Below are 18055 nucleotides of genomic sequence, written 5' to 3'. Positions count from 1 at the left end.
TTGCGACGGGGGCGTTCCAAGTGGCGGCGCGATCAGAAACCGCCCTGGATGCGCTGGAATATCACGTTGGTGAAGGAGGAAATCTGCGCGCCCACGAACGGTCCGGAAAACGCGACTGCAAGCAGGATGGCGATGATTTTCGGGACGAAGGTGAGCGTGATTTCCTGGATCTGCGTCAGCGCCTGCACCAGCGCGATCGAGACGCCGACCAGCATGGCCACGATCACGGCCGGTCCGGACGCCATCAGCACCGTCCAGATGGCGAATTGCACGATATCGAGAGCGTCGGCTTCGTTCATGGGTTTTCGAATCCGCCGGCCGAAAGAAGACGTCGAGCTATGGATGCACCCTAGCTGATTGTCATGCCGGGTTCGACGGGAAATTCGGTTCCATCCGCCAATACGGCGATCAGACCGGCGCTGCCGATACGCACTTCAGCGACTTTTCCCGACACCGCCCCATCGGCCGAAGTGACGGTCCGCCCGATGATGGCATCGGCCTGGCCGAGCAGCGAGACCTGCATCAGCTGGTCGATCTTGCTGTTGGTCTGCACGGTCTGCTCGACCTGCGAGAACGTCGCCAATTGTGCGACATAGTCGGTCGATTCCATCGGTTTGGTCGGATCCTGGTTCTTCATCTGCGTGACGAGCAGCTTCAGGAAGGAGTCGTAGTCGACCAGGTTGGTACGTTTGGTGTCGGATTGCAGTGCCGTGGTCGGCGGTGCGGATGTCGCGCTGGTTACGGTCATGATGCAAGCGCCTCCAGCGCCAGGTTTTCGATCGGTTTGTGGGCGGTATCGCTTTCGGCCAGAACGGCCTCCTCGAGCCGAAACAGGCCGCGTAGCATCTTCAACGCCTCATAGGTGTGTTCCTCGGAGACCAGCCTGTCGACCTGTTTCAGCGTCGCGCGGATCTGTTCGCTGGTGAAACTGGCCAGAAGCAGCGGCAGCGACCGACGGAACATGTCGCGCGCATCGCCTGAATCGTTCGGATTCATCAGGATGACCTGGATAATGAAATAGAGCTGGCGAAGCGGTGTCGACGCGTTCTCGGGCAGCATGACGTGATTTTCGAGCAGAAACTGCACATCGTTGAGGAATTCGATCGAAGTCTTGCGATCGACCTTCACCACGGCACCGTTGATGTAGATCTTCTCGTTCGCCTTGAGCGAAATCCGCAGCTTTCCCTTCATTGAATGCCGTCCCTGATAATCTGAGAGACTTCAATCAGCCCGTCGAAATTGTCCGATTCGCCCTGCCGGATCGCTTCGGCCTCGCGCAGCAGCCACAGGCCGATCGAAATCAGGTTGGCGCGCAACTCGGACGGCAGTCCGTTTTCGGGGCTGCCGAGATCCTCCACGAAAGCCGTCCACAGCCGGTTGAGGAAATGCACCGCCTCGACCGCCTGCATCGAGCCGGCTCCCGCGTCGCGCGCTGCCACCAACAGATCGATGGACCGGGTCAGCAGTTGCCGCTCGCGGTCCTTCGCGTCCGCGGCCGAGTCGGATTGGATGTCGGCGTATGAAAACTGATACATCTTCTTTCCGTGTTTACTTTCTGCCGTCGTGGCGCCGCATTAGGACAACAGCCTCGTCAGGCTCAATTGCTGGATGCGCGCTGTCAGCGCGTAGGAGGTTTCGATCTGGGTGATCAGCGCGTTGACGCGGGTCGCCGCCTCGAACGGGTCTACGCCCTGCATATCGTTCAGGAAGCCGTTGAAGATGTCGACCTGCATGGAAAGACGCTCGCTGGCGTTCTTGATCCTTTGTTCGGTGAAGCCGGTGGCGGCCTGCACCTGGGCGATGTCTCCCATCGCTTCGCTGACCAGGTGTGACGCGGTGTTGGCGACGGCTTGTAGGGCGCCTTCGTTCAGGGCGCTCGAAAACAGATCGTCGACGATCGTGGCGGCCATGGCCATTTTGCGTATCCCGTCAATGTTGGCGCTGACGGAGGTTTCCACGGTTTCGTTGAGCGATATGCGCGTTGAAATGCCCTGATCGGTCGCGTTCGACCAGTTTGCGTTCCAGCCCGCGCCGAGAAATTCCGCTACGGCCGGACCGTCCAGGAAAGCCGTGATGGCGGGCCCGTCGATGGCGACGGCGGCCGGGTCGTCCTGGGCAAAGCCGAAATGCGCCAGAAACGCCGCGTCGAACGCTGTCTTGGCGGCGGATGGCGGATCGGCCCGATAGTCGGCGAGCGGGCGCACGTCCGTGTTGACCCCGGCAAACAGGTGCTCGCCGTTGAAGCTGGAATTGATGATGCCGGTGAGCGCTTCGCCCATGACCCTGCCCGCCTGCCTGGTGGTGGCCGGATCGGAATCGCCGGAGATGGCCGCGGTTACCGCAGACAGGAAGGCCGAGCCTGCTTCCGATACCCGGCTCAGCGAGTCCTGGGTCGCAGCGAGGCGGGAGGCCACCAGCGTGTTGGCATCCACGATCGTCTGGAGCCGACCGACATCGCGCGCCAGCGATACCGCCTGGCCGGTGCGGATGCCGAGCGCCAAACCAACGTCTGCCACCTTGCCCGACTGCGCTTCCTTCTGGGCGCTGACGAGTTCACTTTGCGAGCGCAACAGGGGGTGTCTGAGCGCCTGGGAAATTGCCTGAGAGGAGACGTAGGAAATTTTCACGACGGTCTCACACCGTTTCCAAGAGCGTCGCCATCATCTGGTCGACGGTGCGGATCAGCCTGGCCGACGCCTCGTAGGCGTGTTCGAGATCGAGAAGAAGCGACATCTCGACATCGATATTGACCCCGGTTTCGTTCGACAGCGCTTCGGCGGTGCGCACCTTGAGGGCGCCGGTCGTCAGTTCGGCGTTGAACGCGTTCTGGCGGCTTGCCTCGATCCAGCCGATCGAGGCGCTGGAGAATTCCGTGACGCTGATATTGGTGGCAAGCCTGGCAGCCGCATCGAAGGTGATCGGAGCAATGAGGCGGTCGCCATAGTCGATCAGGAGGTTGGCGTAGGAGGCGCCGCCCGGGTTGGCGATATAGGCTGCGCCGTTGGCGCCGCCGTCGCGCAGCAGGGCGGGATTGCCGCCGGCATCCGTATCAAACGCCGGATTGATGGCGATCGAATTGGCCAGTCCCGTTGTGCTTGTCGCCGCCGGCGGCAGGGCCGGGCCGCCCGCCCAGGTGAACAGGCCGGCAAGCGGGGGAGCGCCGCCGCCGGTGCGGTCGGTCTCGGAAAACGCGGCAATGGCGCCGCGCGCGATCTCGTCAAGTTGCGTCTGCAGGGTTGTGGCGACGTCGTCGCGCAGGGCAACGAAGCTGGCGAGCCGACCCGACACCGCGCCGTTCTTGCCGGGGGCCAGCGGGATGCCGTCTATGTAAACGGCGTTGCCGGCCACGCCCGGCGCATAGGCCGCGGTGCTCTCGAAGGACACCACACGCGGCCTGGTCTCGAACAGGGTGGAGCCGTCCGCGGTGGTGATGACCATGTCGTCGTTGGTGCGCGAAAAGGTCGAGATGGGGATCTGGTCGGATATCTGCTTGAGGATCGCCTCGCGCTGGTCGAGCGCGTCGGAGGCGTCGCGCCCGGTCGCGCGCGCGGCGATCACCGATTTGTTGGCGACTTCGAAATCGGCAAGCAGCCGGTTGAGATCGTTGACCGCGATCCCGATTTCCACGTCCATATTGGCGCGGAACGTCTGAATCTGCGCGCTGCCGTTGTTGAGCGAACGGACGAACTGGCGCGCGGCGTCGAGCGCGCCTTCGGCGACCGTGGCGCTCGAAGGGGTGGTCGCGTAGAGCTGCAGGGCCTCCTGAAGCTTACCGAGCGCGGTCGCAGGGGAGGCGGCGTTGTCGGCCCCGTTGACCGAGATCGCGAGAGTGTCATAGCCGGCAAGCAACTGTTTTTGCGCTTCCCACGACGACGAGGCGCTGAGGTTTTGCCAGAACAGGGCCTCGGCCGCCGCGCGCCGGATTTCGGCGACGCGGACGCCGGGTGCGTCGCTCGACAGAACGGCGGAGCGACGCGAATAGTCGGGATTGGAGGCATTGGTGACGTTCTGCGAGACGATGCTGGTTCGCCGCGCCGTTGTCAGCAGCGCGTTTTGTGCGATTCCGAGGGCGGTCGTCAGCGACATTCCAAAGCTCTTTCCGACAAAGGCACGCCAGACTACCTCTTCAGGTTAACCAAGATGTCCATCAACTCGGAGCCGGTTTGGAAAACCTTCGAATTGGCGGTGTAGCTGCGCTGCGATTCGATCATCGCGGTCAGTTCCTCGCCAATATCGACATTGGAGGCCTCCAGCGCGCCCGAGCGAACGGACCCGAAGCCGCCTTCGCCGGCAAAACCGAGAAAGACGTCGCCCGACGAGGTGCTCTGGCTGTAGACGTTGCCGCTCTCGACATTCAATTCGTCGGGACTGCGGACATTGGCGAGCGGGATCCTGTAGAGTTCCTGCAACGTGCCGTTTTCGTACTGGGCGTAGACCGTGCCGTCGCCGTCGATCTTGATTTCCTTCATGGCGCTGGCGGCGCTGCCGTTGACGTTGGAGTCGCCGGGAATGTAGCCGGCCGACAATTGGGTCATCGTGGAAAGATCGAGGTCGAGCGTTTCGCCGCCCGGGATCGGAATCTGGATGTCCTTGGGGCTTGCTACGGTCAGCTTGCCCGTTGCGCCGTCGAAGGTGACCGTCTCGGTCGCCAGCGGACCCGTGGCGTAGGGAAATCCGGTCGTCGGTGCGCCATCGGCCTGGTTGTAGACAGCGATTTCCCACTCGTTCGCCGACGTCTTGGAAAAATAGATGTCGAGCAGGACCTCGCCGCCGAGACTGTCATAGGTCACCATCGAGGTCTTGTTGGTGAATGTCGCGGCCGGCGTGTTGGTGGAGGGGAGGTCGGCGGCGGGCACGACGGCGGCGCTGGCCGGCAGATTGGCGGAAAAGCGTCCGAAGGTCGTTGGGACGGCGGTCAGCGCCTGCTGAAGGACCTGGATCGGCTCGAGCCCGGCAAAGGAATTGCTGACCGGGGTCGGCGCGCCGTTTTCGAAACTGTAGCCCATCAGATAGAAGCCGGCGGCATTGACCAGGCGGCCCTCGTCATCGGGCACGAAGGAGCCGGCGCGTGTCAGGAAGGGCTGGCCTGCGGTATCCTGCACGACGAAGAAACCGTTGCCGTATAGCGCCAGATCCGTTGCGGACGGCGTGTATTGGATGACGCCCTGGCGCGAGACGGCCGAACGCACGTTCGACACGACGCCGCCGGAGGAATAGCTGCCCTCGCCGCTGGAAATCACCAGGGTGGAGAACTCCGTCATCGACTTCTTGTAGCCATTGGTGTTGGCGTTGGCGATGTTGTCAGCGACGGTGCCGAGCCGGTTGGACTGGCCCTGCATGCCGGATACGCCGGTCCGCATCATCCCGTAAAGGCTCATTGCAACTTCTCCTCGTAGTCAGCACCGCTACCTGACAGGCTATCGTTTCTGACTTGCGCGAAACTGTCTTTGACGCCCGCTCGACCGCCGCCGCCCATGGGAGCCCGGATTTCCGCCGGTGGCGGAAAAGGACGGAGGCATCACACGTTCAGCCGGTATCCAAGGAAACGCTTTGAATCGATGGGATCGGTGCCGATCCGCTCACGCAACTTCTTGCGCAGCTTGCTGACATGGCTTTCGACGACGTTTTCCTCGACTTCGTCGTCGAAAATCCCGTAAATCGCATTGAAAAGCTGCGTTTTCGTCACACGTCGCCCGCGATTGCTGGCGAGATATTCCAAAATGCGACGTTCGCGGCGCGGCAATGGCAGTGGCGTGCCGTCGATCTCGGGATCTTTGCCGTCGGTGTAGATGCGCAGCTTGCCGATCTCGGTATAGGACGCCTCGTCCTGCGCGCGCCGGCGGATCGCCGCGATCCTGGCCAGGATTTCTCGAATATGCACCGGCTTGCGAACGACGTCGTCGACGCCGAGCTCGAACAACCGCAGAGTGTTTTCCAGTGAATGGTGGTCGCTGAGCGCGATCACCGGTGCCCCGCTGCGTTCGCGCAAAGCACGTGGTGAGACAGGATGGCTGTCGCATTCGCCGATCAGAAAGGCCCCGACCGCCTTGAGGTCATCCTCGGCCGCCGTCGATACCCATTCGCCAAATTCGCTGGCACAAAAGCCGGCGCTTGGGACACCCTCTCTGCCGAAAAGCGAAGAATATCCCTCTTTTACTCGATCACGCTCATCCACAATCACAATCATCGGCCCGCCCTCCGAATCAGTTTCATGGTTCGCCGAACAAAGGCGTAACCGGTGGCGGGAATCAGCGGCAATCGTTATTTCTTGTATGTATCAATTTGGGATTCAGGTGCCGGTAACTTCCAGCTTGTCACCAAATTATCCACAGCTTGTCCACAGATGTGACGGGTGTCGTTCAGGCTGGAAATTCCGGATTGAATGCATCTATTGGTTGCAGAAAGCGCGTGCGTTCGTCGTCCAGCGACCGAAGCCGGTTGCAACCATGTTGTGGATTACCCGGCATACATAGCGCTTCTGCGCCGGATCGTTGTCGGGGCCGGCATGATAACGCGCGACGGCCATCGACCAGCTCGCGTGGCGCTTTTTCAACTCTGCCAAGAAGCGCGCCGCGTAGTCGACGTTGCGGCGCGGATCGAGCATGTCCGCCACGCCGGTGAAGCGGTCGCGGTGGTAGTGATGATTGATCTGCATGCAGCCGAGATCGATCAGCTTGGCGCCCCCCGATCGCGCCTCGGTAAAAGTGCGGATCGCCTCGGCCTTGTTGCGGGCGAAGACTGCGCGTCCTTCTATGTTCAGTGCGAAGGGCTGAAGGCTTCCCTTGCGTCCCGTTTCTGTCAGACCCACAGCATATAGTATTCCGGCTGGTACGCCGTATCGTTCGGCCGCACGCAGGATCTCGCCCTCGCAGGGGTTCGCGGCTGCGGGTTCAGATGTAAATGCCGCCAGAAGCAGAACCGGAATCGCCAGTGCGCGCATCCGCATTCGAACCCCCTTCTTGCCTGTCGCGTCGAGACTGATCCCCCGTCTGGGAGCGGTTTCCGTCCTGCTCCCGCGCTCCCGGCGAAAACGCCTGCGAGCCGTTTCCGTCACGCGCCGACAGACCCGCCTGGGCTGGCTGGGCGGCAGCGGGCTGCTGGACGATCGACACGTCGTCGACCTTGAAGCCAAGGCCGCGCAAAGAGGTCGTCAGGGCGTCGCGCTCGGCCGAAAGCCGCTGAAACGCCTCGGCGTTGTCGACGCGAATTTCTACCGTAAGTTGTTCTCCCTGCGTGCGCAGCCGCGCGTTCACCGTCCCCAGGGAAATCGGCTGAAGCTGAAATCGTGAGATCGCGGACCGGGGCCTGCCTATTGACTCCGGGCGTTTCGGAAGGAAGCGCGGCGGCACGCGCAAATTCGCTGATAGTGCGGTCGGCGGCGATGGATTTTGCCAGCGCGGACACGGTTTCGCCCATCTGTGCGGGGCCGAGTCCGACATGATTGGCGTCTGCGAGCACCTTGACCTTGATCGGCAGCGGGTCAACAGGCTCGCCTGCGACCGGTAAGGGCGTCCGGTGCGTCGTGCCGGGCTCCTGCGCTGTCGCGCGCGGCTGGTCGTTTGGCGTCGTTTCTTCTTCCATGGGAACTGTCTGCGCCGCCGCGGCGCGCAATTGCGCCGCGTCCGGCTTGCGGTCGTTGCCGGTCTCGGCCACGCGGGCCGTTGCGGCCGGGCCGCCGCCAACAGCGCGACGCGGGGCTTCGGCCGGCGCCAGCGGCAGAACCGCGGCTGTGACGGCCGCCGTTGCCGCCGCCGCCTCGGTCTCGTCGCCGGAGGGTTGGTTTTCCTCCTCCTGTCCATCGCGCGTCACGGCGCTGTTTTCGCCTTCGCCTTCGCCTGCCGTCCGCAGGGAGAGGCCCGGATGACGCAGCAGGACGAACTGACCTTCCAAAGGTACCGGCGGACGCTGGCGGCGCGCGGCCCCGTCCGCCTGTGCCGCCGGTGCCGGTTGCCGCTCTTCCATGGCGGTGTCGTCCTTGTCTTCGGGGCGGTCGGTTCCGTCCCGGGGCTCCGAAAGTTTGTTCTGCCCGCGTTGCAGAATGCCGGAGAAGGCGTCGTTTGTCGGGTCCCCATCACGGCGCTCAAGGCGCGCATTGGCCAGGGGCAGGGCGGTGGCCAGTCCGGAGATTTCTGTCACGGGCGTTCCACCTCTTGTTGTTCTTCCAGCATGCGGTCGATGGCCTCGAGTTGCTTTTGCACCGCGGTGACGAGTTCGGACCCGCGCCTATGGATATCGTCGTCCTCGCCGGACGCGATCGAGCTTTCAATCGCTCTCCCCCCGGACACGTTCGCGAGGGACGGAGCCGGTTCGGCGGGGGCTTCCGGCCGCGGCGCGATGGCCGCCTCGACGGGTGCCTCGGCCGCTGCTCCGGTCTCGGGTTCCATGGTGGCGGTTTCTGCCTCCGGCGCTGGCGCCGCCGGCGGGGTCAGCATCTCGGCCGCGATCGCGCGCGCGGCCTGGAAAAGGCGTCTGTCGCGCGGCGACAAGGCGGCCGGATCGACTTTCTCGAGCGTTGCGGCGACTTCACGGGCGTTTTCGGAGGTGATGGAGGCAAGCGCGGCGTAGAGCGCGGCGCGCGGGTCTTCCGGCTCGTTGGTCTTGCGGGCCACCTCGCGCGCCCTGGCCGAGGCGAAGGCCGACCGTTCGGTCTGTCCCTTGATGGTGCTGCGACGGGCGAGCCGCAGATAGATCGCCTCCTGCTGGGCCGGGCGCATCAGCGACACGATGCGCTCGATCTCCCGCGTGCCGATGCGGTCGTGAAAGGCGACGAGACCCTCGACGAAGGCGTCGGCGAATTCACTCGCATAGGGCGAGCGCAGGAAGCGGCGCGTATATTGCTCGGCCACCGTCATGAAGCGCTCGGGCTGGTTGAGCGTGATGCAGGCCGGCAACGAGCGCCGCAGCGCGGCCTCCTCGACCAGCGTGCCGGGCGCGAGCAGCCTGGCCTGATCCATGAAACCCAGAGCCGTGCCCGGCTGGCTGAGCGCGACGATAGAGCCCTTGACCAGCGCCAGATAGGCGCCGACTTCGGGCTCGAGCGCCATCGGATCGATTTCGGCGAGCGCCTGGGCCGCCTTCGGCAACTGGCCGCGCATATAGGCCAGAATGCCCAGCCCGAGCGCGCGATCGGCGCCGGCCGGCATGGTGCGCGACAGCACCACGTCGAGCGTTGCCGGATTGCCGCCGCTCATCGCGTAGACCATCAGCGCGGTGAAGTTGCGGCGGTCTTCGAATTCCTCCCGGGTCACGGTACGGAAACGCGCGTCGGTGAGTTCGAGCAGCTTGCGCTGCATTGGAAGGGCGGCATGGTCGCCCCGGGCCAGGCGGTCCTGCACCAGTTGCAGCGACCGGACCACTTTGAACGGCGCCATCGCAGCGCCTTGCGCGGCCGCGGAGACGGGCGCCGCAATCAGCGCGCCGAGCAGAACAAGGCGCGCGATCACCCTTTCGTCTCCAGCACGATTTCGATGCGCCGGTTTCGGTCATCGAGCGGATTGTCCGGCACTTTGAGCTGGCGATCGGCATAGCCGGTGACTTCGCGGATACGCTGTTCGTCCAGGCCGCCGCGTACCAGCATGTAATAGGCGGAATGGGCGCGGGCGGTCGAAAGCCGCCAATTGTCATAATCCTTGCTGCGGAACGGCCTGCCGTCGGTGTGGCCGTTGATCGTGATCGCGCCCTTGTGGCTGCCGAGTACGGTGGCGACCTTCTCCATCGCCAGGACGAGGTCGCGGCGCGGAACGGCGGAGCCGATCTCGTACATGCCGTAGTCGAGCTGGTCGGTCAGCGACACCATCACGCCGCGCTCCGTCGGGGTCACCGAAATGCCGTCGTAGATCTTCTCGCCGGTGCCGAACGCCCTGGCCAGTTCCTCGCTGATCGCCTCGGCTTCGGCCAGCGCGGCGGCGTCGGGCTTTTCGGCTTCGGCCTTGCCGTCCCGGTCGTCCTCGCCGGCCGCCTCGGCCTGCGCGCCGGCATCGTCCGTTTCGTCCGGTTTCTGCTCGACCGTGGGCGCGAACGGATCGTCCTCGAAATCGTCGTGCCTGATGCCTGCGCGCGGGTCGGCGCCTTCGGCGGCGGCTTCGACCTGGGGCGTTTCGAACAGGTCCGGCTCGCCGGGCTCGTCCTGTTCGACCTGCTTGGACCAGAAATCGGGCGCGAACGGATCGCGATAGGATTCGCCGCCCGAGGCGCCGGTGGCCGCGCCGGCCGTATCGGCGCCGCCGTCGCCCTTGGCGCTCAGGTTCTGCAGCTCGCCGGATTCAGCGGCGATTTCGGCCAGAACGGCGTAGGGATCGGAAAACAGATGCTCGTCGGACGCGGATTCCATGCTGTCGCCGGCCCTGGCGCTGCGTTCGGTGCCGGCGCCGCTTTCCGAATTCCCTTCCGATTTGGTGGATTTGTCGGACTCCTCGGTGCTGTCGGACCCCTGTTCGTTCTGTGGGCCGGAGCCGGCCTCGTCGAGGCCGCGCCGGCTCGAATTGCGGTCGACCAGCTTGATCGGGTTGAAATAGCTGGCGACCGATACTTTGGTTTCCTCATTGGCGGCGTTGATCAGCCACATCACGAGGAAGAAGCACATCAACGCGGTCATGAAATCGGCAAAGGCGATTTTCCAAACCCCACCGTGATGGGCGTCGTGATCGTCGCCACGGCTGTGCTTGACGATGATGATCTCGTGGGGATGGTCGGATTTGTCGGTGGTCATGCCAGCACCTTTGCGGCCGAGACCGACCATTCGGAAAGCCGCGTCTCGTAGACGCTGCCGTCGAGGTCGACGGAAAGGTCGAGCCCGTTCGATTCGGTGAATTCCAGCAGGGCGGCCTGCTCGCCGAGCGCCGTCTCGAGCGCCTGGTAGAGCGACATCGGTCCGTGAACCCGGATTTTGGCCGTTTCGGTGTCGCGGATCGCGGCGCTGATGATTTCAGCCAGCCGCGCCACCGAACGGTGTTGCAGATCCTCGGCCAGAACCGGCCCCAAGACACGCGACACCACCTCGGCGGTCAGATCCAGCAAGCGTTTTTCGGCGGCCTCGAAACGGTCCCGGATCGCAGTGCCCAGTTGCTCGCCGATGCCGGCCTGAAGGGCCGCGACCTCAGCGGCGTGCCTGTCCCGCTCGGCTTCCAGCGCCGCGGCATGGTCGGCCTGCAATCGCGCCGTGGTGTCAGCAACCGCCTTTCTGACCGCGTCGTCCACCGCCTCGGCGACCAGAGCGTCGATGTCCGGCTGGTCCGGTTCGGGCGCGGCCGGTTGCATACCGAGCGGCAGGTCGAACTCCGGCATGGAAGCCTCGAAAGGCGCGGGATCGTTGCGTTTGCCGAAGTCGACCAGCATATCGGCGAGCGACAGGTTCGCCATCAGCCCGCCATCGCCTCGCCGACGCCTTCGCCTTGAGTCCATTTACGCAGGATCGCCGCGGTGCGTTCCTCGTTGAGATCGACCATCTGCGCGAGGCGTTCCTGCGGTGCGGGCCGCAGGCGCATCTTCAGCTCTTCCATGACGTCCTTTTCGTTGGCCGCCATTTCGGCCAGCGGATCGGGCAGGGCGATGTTGTCGAGCGGCGAACCGAGGGCAAGCTGCAGATCCTCGAAATCCGGTCCTTCGGCTTCCTCCTTCTTGGTCAGCATGCCGGCGAGCGGACGCAGGCCGAACCAGGATACCAGGAAGGCGACGACGATGAAGGCAAGTGCATTCACCATCGAACCGGTATAGTGCGCGGCAATCTCCAGATAGCCAGGGGCCGCGGCGGCTTCCGCCTCCATGGCGTCGACGAAGGAGAGGGCGGTGACGTTGATCTTGTCGCCGCGTTCCTCGTCGAGGCCGGCTGCCGTCGACACCACCTTTTGGATTTCGGCAACCCGCGCCTCGACCAATTCCGGGGTCGCGCCCTCGCCGAGCACGGCGGCCAGTCGTTCGCGATTGACCACGACGGCGATCGAGAGCCGCGAGATCGAATACCCGTTGCTGACCGTGGCTATGCGCTTGGAGTTCAGTTCGTAATTGGTGATCTCCTCCTTGCGCTCGCGCTCCTCGACCGATTGCGGGGTCGCCGCGCCGCCAGCGTCTTCGTCGGGCAGGTTTTGTTCGACGGAAGCCGGCGCGGCGGCGGTGCTCTTGTTGGAGTTGTCGTTTTCGCGGATGACCTGGATTGAGCGTTCGACCCGTGAATCGGGGTCGAAGATGGTTTCCTCGATCTGGCGGCTGTCGGTGTTGACCACCGCCTTGACGCTGGCGCGGAAGTTCTCGTGGCCGAGATAGGGCGACAGTGCGCGATAGATGTTGTCGGAAATCTGGCTTTCGACCGTCCTTTGGATGGAGATCGACTGGTTGAGGGAACTGGTGGTCGGATCCTCGCCGGCCGCCAGCAGCGAGCCGTCCGCGTCGAGGACGGTCACATTGTCGGCGGTCAGGCCGGGCACTGCGGCGGAGACGAGATGACGGATCGAATTCGCGCTGCGGGTGGCGTCGACGCCGCCGGTGCGGATGACGACCGAGGCGGTTGGCTTCTGCTCGCCGCGCCGGAAATTGGCCTGTTCGGCCATGACGATATGGACACGCGCCGACTTGATGCCGGCAATCGACTGGATGGTGCGGGCGATCTCGCCTTCGAGCGCGCGCACGCGGGTCACCTCCTGCATGAAGGAGGTCAGGCCCAGAGAACCGACATTGTCGAACAACTCGTAACCGGCGTTGGAACTGGCCGGCAGCCCCTTTTCGGCCAGGATCATGCGGGCGCGCCCGGCCTGGCCGGACGACACCAAGACCGATGCTCCTTCCGCGCCGATGTCGTAGGTGACGCCCGCTTCGCCCAGAACCACGCCGATCCGGTTGACGTCGCCACGGTCGAGGCCGACGTAAAGCGTCTCCATCGCCGGCCGGTTCAAGTAGATCGAGGCGACCGCGATGACGGCCATCACGAGGGCGGCCATGCCGCCCATAACCATGAGTCGCTGGGTGCCCAGCGCCTTTAGATTGTCGGCGATCTTCTGGAATTGTTCAGGCAAAGCGCGTCGTCCCGCAGTGAATGGCCCGGGAAGACTAATGCGCGAAGCTTGCGCGAGAATGAAATCGGGCCGCGCCCCTGAGGAGCGCGACCCGGATCGGTTTCGGCGCGGCGCGGTTGCGCCGCGGTGTCGATTAGCGGAACAGCGACAGGATCGACTGCGAGTTCGAATTGGCCATCGACAGGGCCTGGATGCCGAGCTGCTGCTGGACCTGAAGGGCCTGCAGGCGGGTCGATTCCTTGTTCATGTCGGCGTCGACCAGCGTGCCCACGCCGCGATCGATCGTGTCCATCAGATTGCCGACGAACTCGCTCTGCAGATCGATGCGCTTCTTGGCGGCGCCGAGATCGGACGCGGCCGTGGTCATCTTGCTGATCGAATCGTCGACGCCCTTGATGTAGTTTTCCAGCGTCGTCAGGTCGGCGGTGCTGTTGGTCAGGGCCGAGATGTCGAGCGAGGCGACGGTGAAGCCGCCGGCCGACTGGTCGGCGAGCAGCGCGCCGGTGGCGGCATCGTAACGGCCGTCGAGAATGCCGGTGCCGGCCGCGGCCGCGTCGGCGGCGGCGTCGAACAGCTTGGTGCTGGACGTGTCGACCGAGATCGTGCCGATCGACACGGAGCCGTCGGAGGCGCGGGTGAAGGAGGCGACGATCGATTTGGTCGCGCTGTAGCCGGCGGCGCCGGAATCAACCGACAGCCAGTTCTCGCCGGAGAAGGTCGATGCGCTGGCGTTGGAGGTCAGCTGACCCTGCAGCGCGGTGATCTCGGCCTGGATTTTCGTGCGGTCGACACCCGGTTCGCGGGCGGCCACCAGCTTGGCCTTGATTTCGTCGACGACGTCGATGGCGGCCTTCATGCCGGTATAGGCGGTGTCGACCTTGGCGGCGCCGAGGCCGAGCGCGTCCTGAACGGTGGACAGCGCCTTGTTGTCGGAGCGCATCGTGGTGGCGATCGACCAGTAGGCGGCATTGTCGCTCGCCTCACCGACGCGGTAGCCGGTGGAGATGCGGGCCTGGGTGGTTTCGAGAGCCTTGTTGGTGGCCTGGAGGGTCTTGAGCGCGGTCATTGCCGACGCGTTGGTCATGATACTCGACATGGGTGTCCCCTTACAAAACGCAGATACTCGACATACCGGACTTCACCGGTAAGACGGCTCGGCATCATGCCAATCAAGCGGCCCGAAACATGGGCTTTGATCCGTCCTGAAACGACTAACGTCCCGACCCTTGTAAGGCCGGGACATTTTGATTCAGTTAATGGGAGGGAGACGGTCGGTTAACCGTGATCCTAGCCGCGGAACAGCGACATGATGGACTGCGAGTTCTGGTTGGCGATCGACAGGGCCTGGATGCCGAGCTGCTGCTGGACCTGAAGGGCCTGCAGGCGGGTCGATTCCTTGTTCATGTCGGCGTCGACCAGCGTGCCCACGCCGCGATCGATCGTGTCCATCAGATTGCCGACGAACTCGCTCTGCAGATCGATGCGCTTCTTGGCGGCGCCGAGATCGGACGCGGCCGTGGTCATCTTGCTGAGCGCGTCGTCGACGCCCTTGATGTAGTTTTCCAGCGTCGTCAGGTCGGCGGTGCTGTTGGTCAGGGCCGAGATGTCGAGCGAGGCGACGGTGAAGCCGCCGGCCGACTGGTCGGCGAGCAGCGCGCCGGTGGCGGCATCGTAACGGCCGTCGAGAATGCCGGTGCCGGCCGCGGCCGCGTCGACAGCGGCGTCGAACAGCTTGGTGCTGGACGTGTCGACCGAGATCGTGCCGATCGACACGGAGCCGTCGGTGGCACGGGTGAAGGAGGCGACGATCGATTTGGTCGCGCTGTAGCCGGCGGCGCCGGAATCAACCGACAGCCAGTTCTCGCCGGAGAAGGTCGATGCGCTGGCGTTGGAGGTCAGCTGACCCTGCAGCGCGGTGATCTCGGCCTGGATTTTCGTGCGGTCGACACCCGGTTCGCGGGCGGCCACCAGCTTGGCCTTGATTTCGTCGACGACGTCGATGGCGGCCTTCATGCCGGTATAGGCGGTGTCGACCTTGGCGGCGCCGAGGCCGAGCGCGTCCTGAACGGTGGACAGCGCCTTGTTGTCGGAGCGCATCGTGGTGGCGATCGACCAGTAAGCGGCGTTGTCGCTCGCCTCACCGACGCGGTAGCCGGTGGAGATGCGGGCCTGGGTGGTTTCGAGAGCCTTGTTGGTGGACTGGAGGGTTTTGAGCGCGGTCATCGCCGACGCGTTGGTCATGATACTCGACATGGGGGAGTGTCCCTTACTGACTGCCACAAACTAACGAACTGGGTCATACCGGACTTCACCGGCAAGACGGCTTGGCATCATGCCCTCGACCCCATCGTGCAGGGCGTCGATCCATCCTGATTAACCGTGTTGTGATGGAAAAAATTTACCAAACCGATAATTTTCGGTCGGGATTTCAAGAAAGTGGCTAACGCTTCGTTACCGGCGGTCTCTGGCTGGCGCGGCACGGACCCCCGGCACCGAGGCCGGGAGCGCGTCAGTTGAAGGAGCGCACCAGACTACCGACGAGCAGATTCCAACCGTCGATCAGCACGAAAAACAGGATCTTGAAGGGCAGGGATATGACCGTGGGGGGCAGCATCATCATGCCCATCGCCATCGTTACGGTCGCGACCACGAGGTCAATCACCAGGAATGGCAGCACGATCAGAAAGCCGATCTCGAAGCCACGCCTGATTTCCGAGATCATGAACGCCGGCACCAGAACGCGCAGGTCGACCTGTTCGCCCTCGACCACGTTCTGGCCGCGCTCGCGGGCGAGGTCGGCGAACAGGTTGAAATCGGCGTCGCGGACATTGGCCAGCATGAAGTCGCGAAACGGATCGGCGATGCGCTGCATGGCCTCGGTCTCGTCGATCTGGTTGTTGACCAGCGGGCGCACGCCGTTGTTCCATGCGCTGTCGAAGGTCGGCGTCATGACATAGAAGGTCATGAACAGGGCGAGGCTGATCAGGATGATATTGGCCGGCGTGGTCTGCAGGCCGATGCCGGCGCGCAGGATGGCGAACACGATCACGAAGCGGGTGAAGCTGGTGACCATGATCAGCAGCCCGGGCGCCACGGAAAGCACGGTCAGAAGCCCGAACACCTGGATGATATAGCCGATCGTGGCGCCGTCGGCTTGACCGGTGATCTGGCCGAGGTCGAGTTGCTGGGCGTGCGCTGTCGCGGTCAGCGCGAGCAGGGCGGCGGCGATGGCGGCAAGCGTTCTCATTCGAACAAAAGGGTCCTGATCACCAGTTCCCGCGCAAGGCCGTTGCTGCGGATGCGGGCGCGTTCTTCAAGATCGGTCTTGAGATGCTGGAAGCCGCTAGCGCCCTGGACCTGCTGCAGGGTGACGGTGCGCATATAAGCGAGAATGTCCTGATGGATGCTGCGGACCAGTTCGGGATCGGGCGTGGCGGCGAACACCATCGACAGTTCCATGCGCACCCAGATGTCGGCCGGCGCGCTCAGATTGGTGGTGATCGGCTCGAGCGGCACCAGGCGCGGCACGGGTTTCGCCTCGCCATCGCTGTCCTGTTCTTCTTCCCCGCCGTGCGCGGCGCCGTCGTCCGGCGTCTCAGACATCACCGGCTCGACCGAGATTTTCTGGGTCTCCGGCTCGGTGTCGGCACCGGTCTTGAGGTAGATGCCGGCCCCCCAGCCGCCGCCGATCGCCAGCATGGTCAGCGCCGCCAGCACGCCGATCTGGACGATCAGCGACGGACCCTTCTTGGCTTCGGTCTGGTCTTCGGCGTTGGCGAGCGACATTGCCCCTTGATAATCCTCAGAACGGAGAGATCAGATCCAGGATCTGATGGCCATAGGGAGGCTGCTGGACCTCGGTCAGCCGGCCGCGGCCGCCATAGGAAATCCGCGCCTCGGCGATGCGCTCGTAGGGAATGGTGTTGCTTGCGCTGATGTCGGCGGGGCGCACGATGCCGGCAATGGTGAGAATGCGCAGCTCGGCGTTGACGCGCACCTCCTGCGAGCCCCTGATCATCAGATTGCCGTTCGGAAACACTTCGGTGACGACGGCGGCGACCGACAGGCGGATGTTTTCCGAACGCGCCGTTGCACCCGAGCCGGCGGCCGTCGAGCGCGAATTGATATCGAGATCGGCGGACGCGGATTTGCCGACGCCGTCCGACTCGAACCCGCCGGCCAGGCCCAGCGTCCGGTTGGTGGTGCGGCTGCGGTCGGATTCGTTGTTGAGGATCGCCTTGTCGTTGATCGAGATGAACACGGTCATGATGTCGCCGACCACCAGGGCGCGCGCGTCTTCGTAGAGCTGGCTCTGGCGGTCGTCCCACAGCGAAAACCGCTTGACCGGCGCGGCCGGCGATTCGGGATAGGCCTGTACCGAACCGGTCGCGGGATCGAGGCCCGAGCCGACCGGCGACAGGCTCGGGGCGCGGCCGATTTCGTTCAACTCGCCAGCGCAGCCGGCGAGCAAGAGCCCCGTCGCCAGGATCGGCAGGCTGCGTTTCATGTCGGGTCCTCGGCTTTGGCGACATCGGCGATGATGCCGGTGAGTTTCGCGGCGGCCTGAACATCCATCTCGTTGAGGATGCCGCCGGCCTGGCGTCCCTTGAGCTTCAGGATGATCGCGGCGGCCAGCATGGCGTCCATCTTTTCCAGTCGGGCGGCGGCGGCGTCGGGGCGCATGCGGGCGTAGATGCCGACAATGCTGTCCTCGGCGCTGTTGATGACCTCGTTGCGCTTGTTCAGCCAGGCCTCGTATTCGCTGCGCTTGGCTTCCAGCGCGACCATGCGCTCGTCGATCTCCGAGCGCAGTTTCTCCAGCTCCTGGGCCTGCACGGCGTAGCGGCGGTCGCGCGCCGCATCGATGATGTTGGCGCAGAATTCGCGCACCTCGTCGGTGAGGCGCGAGGGAACCTTGCGCGCCTGGGCGAAGGAATCCGAAACCGCGAAGGCGCCCGCGCCGAAACACAGCGCGGCGAGCAGGCCGATCGCCAGCGCCCGGGGAAGGGCGCGTCTTGCGGTTCGCATGCTTGTCGCCACCTTTCCGTCTC

Annotated in this window: 20 protein-coding genes; all 20 read right to left on the bottom strand. The window is 64.3% G+C overall.

Features of this window, described 5'->3' with window-relative positions; all coding sequences use genetic code 11:
* Window positions 1-32: 32 nt before the first annotated feature.
* The 20 genes from fliQ to ACT2B0_RS14545 all read right to left on the bottom strand — a co-directional run bounded on the left by fliQ (window position 33) and on the right by ACT2B0_RS14545 (window position 18032).
* Window positions 33-299 (bottom strand): flagellar biosynthesis protein FliQ, encoded by a 267-nt coding sequence (fliQ, locus tag ACT2B0_RS14640; RefSeq protein ID WP_473458685.1) that lies wholly within the window; start codon window positions 297-299, stop codon window positions 33-35.
* Between the two features lie 50 nt (window positions 300-349).
* Entirely contained in the window at window positions 350-748 is a 399-nt protein-coding gene (gene flgD / locus ACT2B0_RS14635) for a flagellar hook assembly protein FlgD (protein WP_473458683.1), read from the bottom strand.
* Window positions 745-1191: a flagellar biosynthesis repressor FlbT gene (flbT, locus tag ACT2B0_RS14630; RefSeq protein ID WP_473458681.1), complete on the bottom strand. Its 447-nt coding sequence runs from the start codon at window positions 1189-1191 to the stop codon at window positions 745-747. Before flbT ends, flgD begins: the two co-directional genes overlap by 4 nt.
* A complete protein-coding gene (flaF, locus tag ACT2B0_RS14625; RefSeq protein ID WP_473458679.1) occupies window positions 1188-1535 on the bottom strand; it encodes a flagellar biosynthesis regulator FlaF in 348 nt (115 codons plus the stop codon). Before flaF ends, flbT begins: the two co-directional genes overlap by 4 nt.
* Before the next feature lie 39 nt (window positions 1536-1574).
* Window positions 1575-2627, bottom strand: coding sequence for a flagellar hook-associated family protein (locus ACT2B0_RS14620; protein WP_473458677.1), 1053 nt, complete (start codon window positions 2625-2627; stop codon window positions 1575-1577).
* Between the two features lie 7 nt (window positions 2628-2634).
* Window positions 2635-4086 (bottom strand): flagellar hook-associated protein FlgK, encoded by a 1452-nt coding sequence (gene flgK / locus ACT2B0_RS14615; protein WP_473458675.1) that lies wholly within the window; start codon window positions 4084-4086, stop codon window positions 2635-2637.
* A 32-nt stretch (window positions 4087-4118) separates the two neighbouring features.
* On the bottom strand, window positions 4119-5378 hold the full coding sequence (locus tag ACT2B0_RS14610; protein WP_473458673.1) for a flagellar hook protein FlgE: 1260 nt from the start codon (window positions 5376-5378) through the stop codon (window positions 4119-4121).
* A 140-nt stretch (window positions 5379-5518) separates the two neighbouring features.
* Window positions 5519-6187: a response regulator transcription factor gene (locus ACT2B0_RS14605; protein WP_473458671.1), complete on the bottom strand. Its 669-nt coding sequence runs from the start codon at window positions 6185-6187 to the stop codon at window positions 5519-5521.
* Between the two features lie 201 nt (window positions 6188-6388).
* Complete coding sequence (locus ACT2B0_RS14600) at window positions 6389-6946, bottom strand: lytic transglycosylase domain-containing protein (RefSeq protein WP_481658406.1); 558 nt, start codon at window positions 6944-6946, stop codon at window positions 6389-6391.
* Complete coding sequence (gene fliK / locus ACT2B0_RS14595) at window positions 6891-7439, bottom strand: flagellar hook-length control protein FliK (protein ID WP_481658405.1); 549 nt, start codon at window positions 7437-7439, stop codon at window positions 6891-6893. Before fliK ends, ACT2B0_RS14600 begins: the two co-directional genes overlap by 56 nt.
* Before the next feature lie 693 nt (window positions 7440-8132).
* Window positions 8133-9443, bottom strand: coding sequence for a chemotaxis protein MotC (locus tag ACT2B0_RS14590; protein WP_473458665.1), 1311 nt, complete (start codon window positions 9441-9443; stop codon window positions 8133-8135).
* The gene (locus ACT2B0_RS14585) at window positions 9440-10708 is read right to left on the bottom strand and encodes a MotB family protein (RefSeq protein WP_473458663.1); all 1269 of its coding nucleotides are present in this window, start codon (window positions 10706-10708) and stop codon (window positions 9440-9442) included. Before ACT2B0_RS14585 ends, ACT2B0_RS14590 begins: the two co-directional genes overlap by 4 nt.
* The gene (locus tag ACT2B0_RS14580) at window positions 10705-11358 is read right to left on the bottom strand and encodes a hypothetical protein (RefSeq protein WP_473458661.1); all 654 of its coding nucleotides are present in this window, start codon (window positions 11356-11358) and stop codon (window positions 10705-10707) included. The genes ACT2B0_RS14585 and ACT2B0_RS14580 overlap by 4 nt, the downstream gene beginning before the upstream one ends.
* Window positions 11358-13004, bottom strand: a complete 1647-nt coding sequence (gene fliF / locus ACT2B0_RS14575) for a flagellar basal-body MS-ring/collar protein FliF (protein WP_473458659.1) — start codon at window positions 13002-13004, stop codon at window positions 11358-11360. Before fliF ends, ACT2B0_RS14580 begins: the two co-directional genes overlap by 1 nt.
* A 133-nt stretch (window positions 13005-13137) precedes the next feature.
* A complete protein-coding gene (locus ACT2B0_RS14570; protein WP_473458657.1) occupies window positions 13138-14100 on the bottom strand; it encodes a flagellin N-terminal helical domain-containing protein in 963 nt (320 codons plus the stop codon).
* A gap of 191 nt (window positions 14101-14291) precedes the next feature.
* Window positions 14292-15257 carry a flagellin N-terminal helical domain-containing protein gene (locus tag ACT2B0_RS14565; protein WP_473458655.1) on the bottom strand — a complete coding sequence of 322 codons (966 nt, stop codon included), beginning with the start codon at window positions 15255-15257 and terminating at the stop codon, window positions 14292-14294.
* A gap of 256 nt (window positions 15258-15513) precedes the next feature.
* On the bottom strand, window positions 15514-16251 hold the full coding sequence (gene fliP, locus ACT2B0_RS14560; protein WP_473458653.1) for a flagellar type III secretion system pore protein FliP: 738 nt from the start codon (window positions 16249-16251) through the stop codon (window positions 15514-15516).
* A complete protein-coding gene (locus ACT2B0_RS14555) occupies window positions 16248-16790 on the bottom strand; it encodes a flagellar basal body-associated FliL family protein (RefSeq protein ID WP_473458651.1) in 543 nt (180 codons plus the stop codon). The genes fliP and ACT2B0_RS14555 overlap by 4 nt, the downstream gene beginning before the upstream one ends.
* Before the next feature lie 16 nt (window positions 16791-16806).
* Window positions 16807-17511: a flagellar basal body L-ring protein FlgH gene (flgH, locus tag ACT2B0_RS14550; protein ID WP_473458649.1), complete on the bottom strand. Its 705-nt coding sequence runs from the start codon at window positions 17509-17511 to the stop codon at window positions 16807-16809.
* A complete protein-coding gene (locus ACT2B0_RS14545; RefSeq protein WP_473458647.1) occupies window positions 17508-18032 on the bottom strand; it encodes a MotE family protein in 525 nt (174 codons plus the stop codon). The genes flgH and ACT2B0_RS14545 overlap by 4 nt, the downstream gene beginning before the upstream one ends.
* Window positions 18033-18055: the final 23 nt, after the last annotated feature.

The organism is Nitratireductor sp. J20-h4 (genome assembly GCF_056780505.1).
This window is presented reverse-complemented; position numbering and strand designations above follow the sequence as displayed.